This window comes from Corynebacterium sp. HMSC064E07 (assembly GCF_001815745.1).
Lineage (GTDB): Bacteria > Actinomycetota > Actinomycetes > Mycobacteriales > Mycobacteriaceae > Corynebacterium > Corynebacterium jeikeium_D.
Genome location: NZ_KV821808.1, coordinates 57,170 through 69,705 on the forward strand (window position 1 = coordinate 57,170; position 12,536 = coordinate 69,705).

Annotated in this window: 12 protein-coding genes and 1 tRNA gene; 6 read left to right on the plus strand and 7 right to left on the minus strand. The window is 58.3% G+C overall.

Features of this window, described 5'->3' with window-relative positions:
- Positions 1-26 precede the first annotated feature (26 nt).
- Positions 27-713: a hypothetical protein gene (locus HMPREF3053_RS02835; RefSeq protein ID WP_016421450.1), complete on the minus strand. Its 687-nt coding sequence runs from the start codon at positions 711-713 to the stop codon at positions 27-29.
- A gap of 154 nt (positions 714-867) precedes the next feature.
- Here HMPREF3053_RS02835 and HMPREF3053_RS02840 point away from each other — a divergent pair, with 154 nt between their 5' ends.
- The 3 genes from HMPREF3053_RS02840 to rlmB all read left to right on the plus strand — a co-directional run bounded on the left by HMPREF3053_RS02840 (position 868) and on the right by rlmB (position 3,988).
- Positions 868-1,443, plus strand: coding sequence for a CarD family transcriptional regulator (locus HMPREF3053_RS02840; protein ID WP_016421449.1), 576 nt, complete (start codon positions 868-870; stop codon positions 1,441-1,443).
- 139 nt (positions 1,444-1,582) lie between these two features.
- Positions 1,583-2,986 carry a cysteine--tRNA ligase gene (gene cysS, locus HMPREF3053_RS02845; RefSeq protein ID WP_042388940.1) on the plus strand — a complete coding sequence of 468 codons (1,404 nt, stop codon included), beginning with the start codon at positions 1,583-1,585 and terminating at the stop codon, positions 2,984-2,986.
- 57 nt (positions 2,987-3,043) lie between these two features.
- Complete coding sequence (rlmB, locus tag HMPREF3053_RS02850; protein WP_016421447.1) at positions 3,044-3,988, plus strand: 23S rRNA (guanosine(2251)-2'-O)-methyltransferase RlmB; 945 nt, start codon at positions 3,044-3,046, stop codon at positions 3,986-3,988.
- A 557-nt stretch (positions 3,989-4,545) separates the two neighbouring features.
- Here rlmB and HMPREF3053_RS02855 read toward each other — a convergent pair.
- The 3 genes from HMPREF3053_RS02855 to HMPREF3053_RS02865 are packed head-to-tail and all read right to left on the minus strand — an operon-like array spanning position 4,546 to position 7,114.
- The gene (locus tag HMPREF3053_RS02855; protein WP_070767249.1) at positions 4,546-5,418 is read right to left on the minus strand and encodes a metal ABC transporter permease; all 873 of its coding nucleotides are present in this window, start codon (positions 5,416-5,418) and stop codon (positions 4,546-4,548) included.
- Positions 5,418-6,098 carry a metal ABC transporter ATP-binding protein gene (locus tag HMPREF3053_RS02860; protein WP_070767250.1) on the minus strand — a complete coding sequence of 227 codons (681 nt, stop codon included), beginning with the start codon at positions 6,096-6,098 and terminating at the stop codon, positions 5,418-5,420. The genes HMPREF3053_RS02855 and HMPREF3053_RS02860 overlap by 1 nt, the downstream gene beginning before the upstream one ends.
- A gap of 2 nt (positions 6,099-6,100) precedes the next feature.
- A complete protein-coding gene (locus HMPREF3053_RS02865) occupies positions 6,101-7,114 on the minus strand; it encodes a metal ABC transporter solute-binding protein, Zn/Mn family (RefSeq protein WP_070767251.1) in 1,014 nt (337 codons plus the stop codon).
- 317 nt (positions 7,115-7,431) lie between these two features.
- Between HMPREF3053_RS02865 and HMPREF3053_RS02870 the strand changes: the two genes are divergently transcribed.
- The gene (locus tag HMPREF3053_RS02870; protein WP_070767252.1) at positions 7,432-8,538 is read left to right on the plus strand and encodes a LacI family DNA-binding transcriptional regulator; all 1,107 of its coding nucleotides are present in this window, start codon (positions 7,432-7,434) and stop codon (positions 8,536-8,538) included.
- A 102-nt stretch (positions 8,539-8,640) separates the two neighbouring features.
- Complete coding sequence (locus tag HMPREF3053_RS02875; RefSeq protein WP_048731816.1) at positions 8,641-9,264, plus strand: flavin reductase family protein; 624 nt, start codon at positions 8,641-8,643, stop codon at positions 9,262-9,264.
- Here the strand turns inward: HMPREF3053_RS02875 and HMPREF3053_RS02880 are convergent.
- The 3 genes from HMPREF3053_RS02880 to HMPREF3053_RS02890 all read right to left on the minus strand — a co-directional run bounded on the left by HMPREF3053_RS02880 (position 9,246) and on the right by HMPREF3053_RS02890 (position 12,020).
- Positions 9,246-9,722, minus strand: a complete 477-nt coding sequence (locus HMPREF3053_RS02880) for an META domain-containing protein (RefSeq protein WP_070767253.1) — start codon at positions 9,720-9,722, stop codon at positions 9,246-9,248. The genes HMPREF3053_RS02875 and HMPREF3053_RS02880 overlap by 19 nt on opposite strands.
- Positions 9,723-9,736: 14 nt before the next feature.
- The gene (locus HMPREF3053_RS11060) at positions 9,737-10,114 is read right to left on the minus strand and encodes a hypothetical protein (protein WP_016421440.1); all 378 of its coding nucleotides are present in this window, start codon (positions 10,112-10,114) and stop codon (positions 9,737-9,739) included.
- A gap of 277 nt (positions 10,115-10,391) precedes the next feature.
- On the minus strand, positions 10,392-12,020 hold the full coding sequence (locus tag HMPREF3053_RS02890) for a threonine/serine exporter ThrE (protein ID WP_070603950.1): 1,629 nt from the start codon (positions 12,018-12,020) through the stop codon (positions 10,392-10,394).
- Positions 12,021-12,379: 359 nt separating this feature from the next.
- On the opposite strand from HMPREF3053_RS02890, the gene HMPREF3053_RS02895 reads away from it, so the two are divergent.
- Positions 12,380-12,455: transfer RNA gene (locus tag HMPREF3053_RS02895), tRNA-Thr, on the plus strand.
- The last annotated feature ends 81 nt before the right edge of the window (positions 12,456-12,536 follow it).

Below are 12,536 nucleotides of genomic sequence, written 5' to 3' on the forward strand. Positions count from 1 at the left end.
AGCGCAGGAACACCACTGTGCTGCGATTACTTGGATTCAATCATGCCGTCAGCACCGCGGTTCGGTGCGCCAGCTTCCAGAATGTCAGCAGAGATGGTGATGTCCAGGTCGTAGGTGTTGGTCTGGCCCTGCGGGTCAGTGAACTCGAAGGTGGCCTCGCGGTTCTGGCCAGCAGCGCTGCTCTTGTCGCCAACCAGGGTGCTCGGGTCCAGCTCATTGGTGTAGTACGCGATGCAGCCGGTGTTGTCCTTGGCGGTCTTAGCCAGCGGATCGATGACGGACTTCGGGCCGGCAACAATCTGGCACTCACGCGGCAGGGAGTCCTCGCCCTTTGCAGCCTTAGCGAAGGAAGGTGTCTCAGCGACCTTCTTCAGCTCAACCTCGCCGATACCTTCAACGGTGACGGACTTCAGCTTGTAGACCGACTCGGTAGCGCGCTGCTGGTTGCTGGCGGAGAACTTCAGACCAGCGGTACCAGCCTCCGGGTCAACCAGGATATGAGCGTCGCGGATGTTGACGAAGCCAAGAGCCGAGTTGGTGTTCTCAGCACCCTTGCCGGCAGCATCTTCGCCGCCGTTCATCGCACCGTCTACAGCCGGGTGCTGATTTGCGGTCTGCGAAATCTGACCGGCGCCACAAGCAGCAAGTGCAACTGCGGATGCTGCGGAGACGGTGATGAGGGCGCTGCGGCGAAGTACGGACTTGAAGGCCATGACTAGATTTCCTCCAGTAGCTTGAGGATGGGCGATAGGATTTTCAGTATTTAAAGAACACCTTAGTGTCTTCCTAAGATGTTCTCATACTACCCGTAAAATCATGGGGGGACATGATAGGGTGGAAGGCCGTTGGAAAGGGCGTGTGCATTACATGGAATTCAGCATTGGGGATACCGTAGTTTATCCGCACCACGGAGCTGCGAAAATCGAAAACATCATTGAACGAGAGCTTAACGGTGAGACCGTTCAGTACCTCGTACTGCAGATTCTGCAGAGTGATCTGAATATCCAGGTGCCCGCCAAGAATGCCGAGCTGGTCGGTGTCCGCGATGTTGTCGGTGAAGAGGGGCTGCTGAAGGTCTTCTCCGTTCTGCGTGAGACCGACGTAGAAGAGGCCGGCAACTGGTCCCGTCGCTACAAGGCCAACCAGGAGCGCCTGGGTTCGGGCGACATTAACAAGGTCGCTGAGGTAGTTCGTGACCTGTGGCGCCGCGATCAGGATCGCGGTCTGTCCGCCGGCGAAAAGCGTATGTTGAGCAAGGCTCGCCAGGTTCTCGTCGGTGAGCTCGCGCTTGCCGACGGCGTTGATGAGGCCAAGGTCGAGGAAGTTTTTGCCCGCGTCGATGCCACTATCGAGCGTCACCGCGCGCTGGCACAGGAAGGTACCGCCGGTGAGAAGAAGGACGAGGCCGACGATAAGCCGGTGGACCTGGACGCAGACGCATAAGTCGTTTCCCTTCCTCGGTTCCTTCCAGTAGGGATTTTCTGCACTTTTCCGGTTAACGGCTAGCGCACATACATTGCCCGTGTGCGCTAGCCGTTTTCTCTTTTTCACCCGTATCTATTTCCCCGCTATGCTCGGGGCTGTGACTTTTCAAATCTTCGATACCGCAACCCGCCAACTGAAGGATTTTGAGCCTCTCCGCGAGGGGCATGCCTCCATTTACCTGTGCGGTGCGACCCCGCAGGCTCAGCCGCACATTGGCCATGTTCGCTCCGGCGTGGCCTTTGATATCTTGCGCCGTTGGCTGATCGCCAAGGGGTATGACGTCGCCTTTGTGCGCAACGTCACCGATATCGATGACAAGATTTTGAACAAGGCCGCCGAGCACGGCCGTCCTTGGTGGGAGTGGGTCTCTCGCTTTGAGCGCGAATTTACCTGGGCTTACAACCAGCTCGGTGTTCTCCCGCCGAGCGTTGAGCCGCGCGCTACCGGGCATGTCACTCAGATGGTGGAGTATATGCAGCGTCTGATGGATAACGGCTTCGCCTACGCTGTCGATGGCAGCGTCTATTTCGACGTGGATGCCTGGTCCAAGGCTGAAGGCAGCGACTACGGCAGCCTGTCCGGCAACCGCGTCGACGAGATGGAGCAGGGCGAGACCAATACTCCGGGCAAGCGCGGTGCGCACGATTTCGCACTGTGGAAGGCTGCCAAGCCGGGCGAGCCCTCGTGGCCGACGCCGTGGGGCAATGGCCGGCCGGGCTGGCACCTGGAGTGCTCCGCCATGGCCACCTACTACTTGGGCTCGGAGTTCGACATCCACTGTGGCGGCCTCGACCTGCAGTTCCCGCATCATGAAAACGAGATTGCGCAGTCGCACGCAGCCGGCGACGGCTTTGCTCGCTACTGGATGCACAACCACTGGGTCACAATGGCCGGCGAAAAAATGTCGAAGTCGCTCGGTAACGTGTTGTCCGTGCCGCATATCCTGACCATGGTTCGTCCGGTTGAGCTGCGTTACTACCTCGGTAGTGCGCACTACCGCTCCGTGCTGGAGTACTCCGAGGAGGCTCTGCAGGAAGCGGCAGCGGGCTACCGTCGTATCGAGGCGTTTATGCACCGTGCCGTCGATAAGCTCGGCGATATAGAAATCGGTGAGTGGACGCCGGCGTTCGAAGCAGCGCTCGACGACGACCTCGCCGTCCCACGCGCGCTCGCGGAAATCCACAACGCTGTTCGCGGAGGTAATCAGGCGCTTGCCGACGGCGACGAGACCAAGGCCAAGGAGATTGCCGGTGCTGTCCGCGCTATGGCCGCAGTCCTTGGGTTCGATCCGCTGAATGAGCAGTGGGCAACCTCCGATTCCGGTTCCGATGCGGCAATGCATGCGCTCGGTGTGCTGGTTGAGCACCAGTTGGAGGAACGCACCCGGGCTCGTGCAGAGAAGGACTGGGCTACGGCTGATGCTGTGCGCGACCGTCTGAAGGAAGCGGGTATCGAGGTAACTGATACCGCGGATGGTCCAGCATGGTCTGTCGCTGACTAGGGCTGAAAAGCTGGCTTTAGGCTAAAGAAAACTATTAACAACAGGAAGCAGGTAGCTATGGCAGGCAACGGTCGTCGTGGTGCAGTGCGCAAGGCAAGCAAGAAGAACGTTGGCGGCTCCGGTGGCCAAAAGCGTGGCTTGCGTGGCAAGGGGCCGACCCCGAAAGCAGAGGACCGCGTTTATCACGCAGCTCATAAGCGGGCGAAAGAGAAGCGCCGCCGTGACTCGGGGCGTCATGAGCGCAAGGGGGATGGCACCGAGCTGGTAGTTGGCCGTAACCCGGTCGTGGAGTGCCTGCATGCAAAGGTGCCAGCGGCCGCGCTGATTGTGGCGCTGGGTACCGACAATGACGAGCGCCTGCAGGAGTCAGTGCGTATTGCTAACTCCCGTGGTATCCCGATTCGCGAGGTACCCCGCCACGAGTTGGACACCATGACCGGCAACACCATGCACCAGGGTATCGGCCTGCAGATTCCGCCGTACAAGTACGCATCTGTCGAAGATCTGATTGATTCTGTGGCCCAGACCGGTGAGCCGGGCCTTATCGTCTGCCTGGATAACATCACTGATCCGCGTAACCTGGGTGCGGTCATTCGCTCGGTGGCGGCCTTTGGTGGTCACGGTGTGGTGATTCCGGAGCGTCGCTCGGCTGCCATTACGGGCGTCGCCTGGCGTACCTCTGCTGGTACTGCTGCGCGTCTGCCGGTTGCGCGGGCGACCAACATGGTGCGCTCGCTCAAGCAGTTCCAGAAGGCTGGTTACCAGGTCGTTGGACTGGATGCCGGTGGCGATCACACTCTGGACACTTACGACGGCACCACCCCGGTGGTTATGGTCGTCGGCTCTGAGGGCAAGGGGCTTTCGCGCCTGGTGCGCGATACCTGTGACACCATCATGTCCATTCCGATGACTGGCTGGGTTGAGTCTCTCAATGCTTCCGTTGCTGCCGGTGTGACTCTGAGTGAGTTTGCCCGCCAGCGCCGGGCTAAGAGTAGTCAGTAGCGCATTTGATACCCCCGTAGGCGCCATTATCAATTCGTTATAGTAATGGCGTTTACGTGGGGCATTTTGCGTTCTAAATGGCGTCCGGTACTTATGGCTACCCCCAGTAGCTCAGTGCTTTAAAGATAATTCTATTTCCGGCGTGCACTGCAGAAATAACGGCGTTATTATCACTTCCAACAGAAAATTATCCGTAGTTTCCTGAAGGGGAGGGCGGGCATATCATGCTCCTAGAAATGGGGGCGTAATTGGCCGTAATTTAGGGATGCTCACGGACCTAGCGGTGGCTTGTACAGCTAGCTTTTGGGTCACTGAGATGTCAGACCACGACATCCTCAGCGTTAGTTTTTCTGTCTGCCGGGTCACCCCATTTCGGCAGCCTCGCAGTCTTAAAAAGAGCTGGGGGTATTGGAGTCTGCTTTTAGAGAATCCAGTAAAAATACGGGCAGCCCCTCGGTGGCGAGAGGGAAGGTGGACGCACCTTCTCCGCAATCGTCACTCGAGGAGCTGCCCGATATTTTTGTTGTTTTAACAGCTACTCCGAAAAGCGTATGTGTCTATTTTCTCCACTTGGCAGCCTGAACGTCGTCACGCGTTGCCTTACGCGACTGCACCGTTCCGATGGCGTAGCAGATGAGGTAGATGACAAACGCGATTGTCGTCACTAGAACGCTGACCGGGATACCCGGTGCGAGCGAGAGAACGATGCCGCCGACAGCCGCGACCTCAGCGAAGATGGTCGAGAGGATGATGGCCTTCACCGGCGAGGCAGTAACGAATGCGGCTGCGGCACCCGGGGTGATAATCAGGGCGATGACGAGCAGAGAGCCGACGATTTGCACGCCCTGGGCGGCCACGAGACCGGTGAGAATCGCGAAGTAGATCGATAGCGCCTTCACATTGACACCACTAGCGGCGGCCATGATGGGGTCGGCGGAGGCGAATAGCAGCGGCCGCCATTTCCAGGCAACGCCGCCGACGACGATGACCGCGACGATGGCCATCGTCCATAGAGAAGTGTCAGTCAGACCAATGATCTGGCCGGTGAGAAGTGAAAACGCGGTACTTGTCCGGCCGGGGTAGAGGTGGATAAACAGCACCGATAGGCCCATGCCGAAGCTCAAGACCACGCCCACGACCGCATCTTGGCGCCCTCGAAGCGACAGTGCCGCCAGGACTATTGCGATGAGCACCGAACCGATAATGGCACCGCTGCTGACACTGACACCAAGTAGTAGGGCCGCGGATGCGCCCATAAGTGCCAGCTCGCTGGTGCCGTGGACCGTGAAACTCATCTGTCGCATGACGATCAGGGGCGAAATGATGCCGGAGATTAGCCCGAGTAGAGCTGCCGCGATGAGAGCATTGTGGACGAACCCGACTTGGAGCAGAGCAGCGGTGTCGGAGAAATACTGAGTCAGTAGGGTCATTAGACGATAACCAGCTTTCCCTCGACACGGGCAACCGCAATGTTGGTTTGGTAGAGCTCCGAGAGCGTCTCTGAGGTGATGATTTCCTCGACCGATCCGACCGCATGTCCATGCGGCGTGAGGTAGAGCACTCGGTCACAGACACCCAGGATGGGATTGATGTCGTGGGTGACAAAGACGACTGCCGTGTCATTTTCCCGGCGATGCCGGTCCAGGCGCTCGACCGTGGTCCGTTGTGCCGCAGGGTCGAGGGAGAGCAGAGGCTCGTCGCAAAGCAAAAAATCCGGTGCCGAAACGAGCGCCTGCGCCTGACGCACAAGCTGTTGCTGACCGCCAGAGAGCGTGCCGACACGACGGTCCGCAATACCGCCCGCGCCGACAAAGCCCAGCATTTCGTCGGTGGCGGAGCGATTCTTGCCGGCCGCCAGCTCGACGAGGTCGCGAACCCGAATGGGCAGTGAGGGCTCGAACATCCGCTGCTGCGGAATGTAGCCGAGGTTCCCGTCGACTTTTACTGAACCGTGAGTCAGCCGGCGCATGCCAAGGGCAGTGGTCAGCAGCGTGGATTTGCCGACGCCGTTGGGGCCCAGGATGGCCAAGAACTCGCCAGGTTCGATATTCAAATTGAGACCGGACCACAGCGGCTCAACGGCTGCGTCAGTAAAAGTCAGTGAGGGCAAAGTTATGCGGACTCCATATCGGAAAGGGTTTGCTTGTAGAGATCAAAGAACGACTGGTCAGCGCTCGGCGACTCAAAAACATCGACGATTTTAACGCCCTTTGCCTTGGCAGCCTCGACGAGTCGCTGCGAGACCTGGTCGTGGGTCTGCGGTGCGTCGATGAGGTAGTCCAACTCGCCGGACTCGATCAGCTTCAGCATTTCATTGACATCGCTTGCCGACGGCTCGGACTCATTCAGCGTGGACTGACGGTAGCCCTTCGGGGTGATGTCCTCGACCTTCGTGTCCTTCAGGATGTCATCGGCCAGCGGGTGAACTTGAGCAACCTTAGCGGCCTTGAGCTTGCTCTTGGCCTCTTCGATGTCCTTGATTTCCTTATCGACGGCCTTGGTGTCGGCCTTGGCGCCCAGCTTGGTCAGAGCTTCGGCGAGCTGCTCTGCAGTTTCTTCAACCGCATCGGTGTCGTACCAGACGTGTTCGTTGGCTTCGCCGTCATGGTGGTGGTGCTCGTGGCCTTCATGGTCGTGCTCGTGGCCCTCGTGATCATGGTCGTGACCTTCGTGGTCGTGGTCGTGACCTTCGTGATCATGGTCGTCGTGGCCCTCGTGATCATGGTCATGTTCGTGGTCATGGCCCTCTTCCTGCGGCAGCGCAGAGATGATGACCTTATCCTTTGCGTCACGCAGAGAGGAGGTCAGCCATGCGTCGTAATGCCCGCCACCTGCGACGAGAATATCGGCGTCCTCTACCTTTGCCATGTCGGCTGCGGCCGGTTCGTAGGAGTGAGGATCGATGTCGTTGGACGCGATAATCGGGTCGATGGCGACCTTCTCGTCGTCGGTGACTGCGTCGGCGACGTCCGCCCAGACCTTGGTGGAGGTGACCACCTTGATGGTGTCTTCGGACTTGCCCGCGGACGTGGTGCTGTCATCATTGCTGGAGCATGCGCCGAGACCTGCGACGAGGCCGGCGCTGGCGACTAGCGCCGCGATGCGCGTGGAAAAGCGTGCCTTCATTTTTGTATCCAATCCTGTTGCGAGCTGAATTATTTCCTCTATTCAGCTTCTGAGCATTAACCGCTATTGAAAACAGTTGTCTTTTAGTTCAAAGAATATAGTAGGGGCTGCGGAGACCCAGTCACAAGGCGGATCGCTGCCGGAGTGGCAGAAATGACAGTCACGCACATTCGTTGGGTAAAGTTGTCCGCGATTAGATGCGTGTAATGCTCGTTGCAGTTCTTTTCCATAAAACTGAGGTTTTCTACCTGAGATAGCTGAGCGAAGATAGCTGAGCGGGCAGTCACTGTTGGTTTTTCAAGAAGGGTCGGTATTCCGTGCAAAGTCGGCGTCGTCGTGGCACCTTGGCTTCCATCGCAGCGGAACTTGGGGTCTCGCGTACGACTGTGTCCAATGCTTACAACCGCCCTGACCAGCTCTCAGAGAAGTTGCGCGAGCACATCCTGGAAACTGCGGAGCGGCTTGGCTATCCGGGGCCGGACCCAATGGCTCGGGGTCTGCGCATGCGCCGGGTTGGCGCCATCGGCGTGCTGTTCACCGAGCACCTCCCGTTCGCTTTTGAAGACCCTGCGTCGGTGGATTTTCTCGCCGGCCTTGCAGAAGAACTCGGCGAAATGGGCGACTCCATGTTGGTCATTCCAGCTTCCTCCGAGGAGGGCGGGGACGTAGATCTCAATCTGATTCGGCAGGCGGTGGTCGACGGCTTCGTGGTCTACTCCGTCGCGGACAACGATCCGTTCCTCGCTGCGGTGCGCGCTCGCGGCTTGCCGACGGTCGTGTGCGACCAGCCTGCAGATGCGGCGGCTCTACCGTTTGTGGGCATCGACGACCGTGAGGCCATCAAGCCCGCGGTGCGGCACCTGACTGAGTTGGGGCATCGCAAGGTGGGAATCCTTTCGGTGCGTTTGTCGCGTACCCCGAACTCGGGATATGTCACGGAGAAGCGGCTGGCAGAAGCTCATCACCAGGTGCAGAAGAATCGTGTCGAAGGTGCGCTGGAAGCGCTTGCTGAGGGCGGTATTCAGCAGGCAGATGTGCCTATCATCGAGCGTCACCTCAATGACCGCGAGAACAACCGCGATGCGGCTCGCCAGCTGCTGACCGATAACCCGGATCTCACGGCAGTGGTCTGCACTACCGATACTCAGGCAATTGCGGTCTTGGAATATGCCGAGGAGAACGGAATTCGTGTTCCGGAGGATCTGTCCATCACCGGCTTTGATGGAATTGAGCGCGCCCTCTTCCACAAGCTGACCACTGTGATTCAGCCGAATAGGCAGAAGGGTATTGCCGTCGGCCGCGCGCTGGCCGAGGAGCTTGAGGCCGCACACGAGGACAGCGGTTGCGCTCCTCGCGTCTTGTTGGAGACTGAGTTTGTCGTTGGAGCGACAACTGCAGCGCCGTCGGCACCGTCAGCCGGGTAGCGGGCCGACGAGGCAATAACATCGTGGCGCTATCGGAGGTTCCTGGGGTGGTAAACCCTACCTCGTCTTTACTGTGTTCGGATTCAGATTAAGGTCTATTACATGACAGATTCAACAAATTCGAGCACCGACCGATCAGCTGCGGCTCTCAATAGTCCGGAAGCTACCCGCGACGACCATGTCGAACTTGGTGGACCCGTCGAATTGGATGAAATGTCTATCCGTGGCGCGATGAGTGAGTTCACCACTGGCGTGACCATTATCGCCACCGAGGACGAAGGTGAGCCGTACGGTTTTGCCTGCCAGTCTTTTTCCTCTCTCAGCCTCACTCCACCGATGGTTCTGTTTACTGTCATGAAGACCTCGCGGTCGTGGCCGCACATACGGAACGCTGGACGTTTCTCCGTCAATGTGTTGGCTGAGGATCAGGAGGATATCTCGGCAGCCTTCGGTCGCAGTAATGGCGAAAAGTTCAAGACGGGGAAGTGGACCCGCTCTGAGCTGGGAAATCCGTTATTGCACGGCTGCTCCGTGTGGATCGATTGCACGGTAGTTGATGTTTACGAAGGCGGCGATCACTGGATCGTGACGGCGGATATTGTGGCCATCGGCAAGCGTGAAGAAATCAATCCGCTCATTTACCACCGCGGTTCTTACGCACGGGTTTCTCACCCCGGCATCGATGCGCCTGTTGATCAAAAGTGGCGTCAGCGCCCCTCGGTGTAACCCGAGGTTGTCGCAGTCCAGCCACGGCGATCCTCGCCTAGCTTGGTGTCTTTCATCTCTCGCATGCGCAGACCGTTGTTGTCCTGCGTGTAGACGAATTCGCCCGCAACAATCTTGTGGAAGCGCTCCGAATAGGTCTGCGCCTGGTCTGAGCAGTCCAAACTGCGAGTCTGCTCCGGGGCGCCGAATTCGACCGCCTCGCCCTTCCACTGCAGCGAACCAGAGCCGTTTCCGCAGGAATCAGCGAAGGTATATGTTGTCTGCCCCAGCGTAATAGTCGGTGCCTGCGTTCCGTCCGGCACACCGTGGGGCAGGTTTGGGTCATCAAAGATCGCGGTTATCTGCCATTGCTTGCCGACGATCTCCGCTGCCGGCTTTGCCTGGCATGCGGTAGCCGTCATGGACACTGCCGCAACGACAGCTACTGCGGCAACCGCTTTTTTCCCGCTCCGACCCATGCTGCGTGACCCCGTTAGTTAGCTGCCTTCTTGGTGGTCTTCTTAGCAGCCTTCTTCGTCGTCTTCTTAGCGGCCTTCTTGGCAGCCTTCTTCGCCGTCTTACGAGTGGTCTTCTTTGCGGCCTTCTTGGTCGACTTCTTCGCAGTCTTCTTAGTGGACTTGCGTGTGCGCTTTGCGGTCTTCGGAGCGTTTTCCTTCTCGTATTCCTCGTGAACCTTCTTGAAGCTCAGGCCTTCCTTCTCCACTCCGAGCATGCACATCAGAGTGACGGCATCGTAGAAATCCTCGGCGAAGGTAGCAACAATTCGCCGTGCGCCAGCAGCGGTCTTTTCTTCGACCTTGTGAAGAGCCTCGTTCTGAGCAGTGCGAGTGTCTGTGACCTTCGGTGGCACGAATCCTCCTGGCAAGCATGGCCTTAATTGCGCCCCATACACCTACTTCTGCCAGCCATCTCGCCACATGCTCCCGGCACTGAGCTCAACCGAGTTCAGTGAAGAAGGAATGGGATTGTGATGACGCAGTTTCAGCTTTAAGCGCTACTTACAATTCAAAAACCTTATTCTACCACGTTGTTGATAGGTCGCGCGGTGTGGATAATGCTCCCATGGATACGGCTAGTCCACGCAGCGGCTGTCCCGCGGATTGAGCAGTGGCTGCCCCGCGGAATGGCTAGTCCACACGCGGGTTCATACCGCCCTTGAAGCGGTAGTTGCGTGGACGGCGAGGCTTGTTCCGCGGATTCACAGGACGGATGCGACGCATACCGGCCCGGATTGGACGGGTCAGGCCACTGTCTTCGCGCAGTGCGCGAGGGCGACGGAGCCTGCGCGCCATCCATTCACCGAGGACAATACCCGCAGCTAGTGCCGTCGCAATGCCTAGCGCTGAGGCTAGCGCCGTAAACCCCTTGGTCGGGTGGTCGTGCAGCAGTGCGTGCATACCGCGGTAGATCGTCATACCCGGAAGCAGCGGGGTTACGCCTGCCACTGCCGTAATCAGCGGCGGGATGGACCAACGTCGTGCCAGCAGGCCACCGATGAGACCAATCAGCGTTGCTGCCGCGCCTGCGCTGGTCACCGGATGAACTCCCAGTGGAGTCAACACGTAGTAGTAGGTCATCGACCCCAGCAGAGCGACCGTTCCGGACACTGACAACGCGGTGAACCCAGCATTCGAGGCCAACGCAAATGCGATTGAGGCGGTAGTTCCCGCTATCACCCTCACTGTCGCCTGTGCCAGGTTGAGGTCAGAACCCGCGATGACGTCGGGAAGCGGAATGCCCAGCATTCCGGAAAACTCGATGCCCATTGCGATGCCAGCGACGATTCCGCCGGTCAACAACATGGTGTCGAAGAAGCGCGCGGAGCCAGTCACAGGTGCGCCGGTGATGCCGTCTTGCAGTGCTTGCACGAGGGTTAGGCCGGCGAGCATCACGATAATTCCCGAGGCGATCAGCCTGGATGGCTGCATCTCAAAGGGGAGATACGCCTGCGCCGCATTGAGCACAGCAGCGGAGAGCGTGGCAATGAGACCGCCGACTGCATTCTGAAAGAATGTGGGCAACTCGCGGGCAGCGAGTTCACCAATCACGATGACGATGGCCAGTGTGACCGCAGCCGCGATAAGGGCGACCTCGAAACTCGAGCCGAGCAGCACTGTCACAGATGAAGCCAGCAATGCCCAGCCAGTGTAGATGACGCGGAGGCGGTATTTTGCGGGCTCACGCTCGACCTTGTCGATAGCCTCAATAGCCTCCTCCAAGCTCAGGTGGCCCGCGCGAATTCGGCGGATGACACGGTCGGTGTGACGCAAGCGCTCGAAGTCGGGCACTGGTGCGGTGACAACGCGCATCGCGGTAATAGGGGTACGGCGCGCGCCGATGAGGTGGTAGACCGTCACGGAGGTCAACGTGATATCGACTTGGATTTGGGTGAGGCCATAGGCTGAGGTCACGGCCTTAATTTGTAGCTCGGTATCGCGGTTGCCCGAGCCACATGCCAGCAATAGCCCGCCGATGCGAGCAGCGAGATCGAGTACGGCCGTGACCTGACTCGGGTCGGAATAATCGATCGGTGCCAGCGGCAGCGGGGTAGTAGTCGAGTGCACTAGGTCGACAGTTGCCGTTGGGCCGGAAACGAAATCAATCACGCGCTGCTTGAAGGTGGACTGATCTTCGATTGCAGGAAACTGGGTCTGCGGAGTGTCGTCGTAAGAGACAGTGGCTTCAGCGTCGTAGAGATCATTCTTCGCAGCGGAGTTTTCTCCGGCGTTGGAATTGCTGTCACTAGCGAATGACATGTCGACACTTCCTTTCCCCGATACTGCCTGGGGTGCATTGCAGTGATGCTGCAAAGACGCGATGCGGAGACGTTGCAGAAACATAGCCCCAGTGATTTAGCGATAGTCACACTACCCCGTCAGTGACCGAGAATCTCAATTCGTTTTTGAGGCGGTGAATTTGCCTATCTGAGCGGGGCTTTTAGCGTGTGGAAAAGTGTTCAAGAAGTGCGGTTGCAGTTTTCCTGTGGTGTCGTTTTTAACTTCTGCTTGCCAACCTGTACAATCGCCTGTCAGCGGCACAGCTGAGTTCGATTCTCAGGTTGACTCTGATTCTTTCGAGCCAGCGACGGCTAACGCCAAAAGGTCGCTTTAAAGTTGCCGGGATGGCGCAATTGGTAGCGCAACTGATTTGTAATCAGTAGGTTACGGGTTCGAGTCCCGTTTCCGGCTCCAAAACCCCAGGTCAGGAAGTTTTCTGGCCTGGGGTTCTTTGGTTTTAGGGGGGTTAAGTAAAGAAAAGTGTGTCTTTTCCGG

Coding starts and splice junctions, on each gene's coding strand:
- HMPREF3053_RS02835 (WP_016421450.1), bottom strand. CDS start 713: ATGGCCTTCAAGTCCGTACTTCGCCGCAGCGCCCTCATCACCGTCTCC.
- HMPREF3053_RS02840 (WP_016421449.1), top strand. CDS start 868: ATGGAATTCAGCATTGGGGATACCGTAGTTTATCCGCACCACGGAGCT.
- rlmB (WP_016421447.1), top strand. CDS start 3,044: ATGGCAGGCAACGGTCGTCGTGGTGCAGTGCGCAAGGCAAGCAAGAAG.
- HMPREF3053_RS02855 (WP_070767249.1), bottom strand. CDS start 5,418: ATGACCCTACTGACTCAGTATTTCTCCGACACCGCTGCTCTGCTCCAA.
- HMPREF3053_RS02865 (WP_070767251.1), bottom strand. CDS start 7,114: ATGAAGGCACGCTTTTCCACGCGCATCGCGGCGCTAGTCGCCAGCGCC.
- HMPREF3053_RS02875 (WP_048731816.1), top strand. CDS start 8,641: ATGACAGATTCAACAAATTCGAGCACCGACCGATCAGCTGCGGCTCTC.
- HMPREF3053_RS02880 (WP_070767253.1), bottom strand. CDS start 9,722: ATGGGTCGGAGCGGGAAAAAAGCGGTTGCCGCAGTAGCTGTCGTTGCG.
- HMPREF3053_RS02890 (WP_070603950.1), bottom strand. CDS start 12,020: ATGTCATTCGCTAGTGACAGCAATTCCAACGCCGGAGAAAACTCCGCT.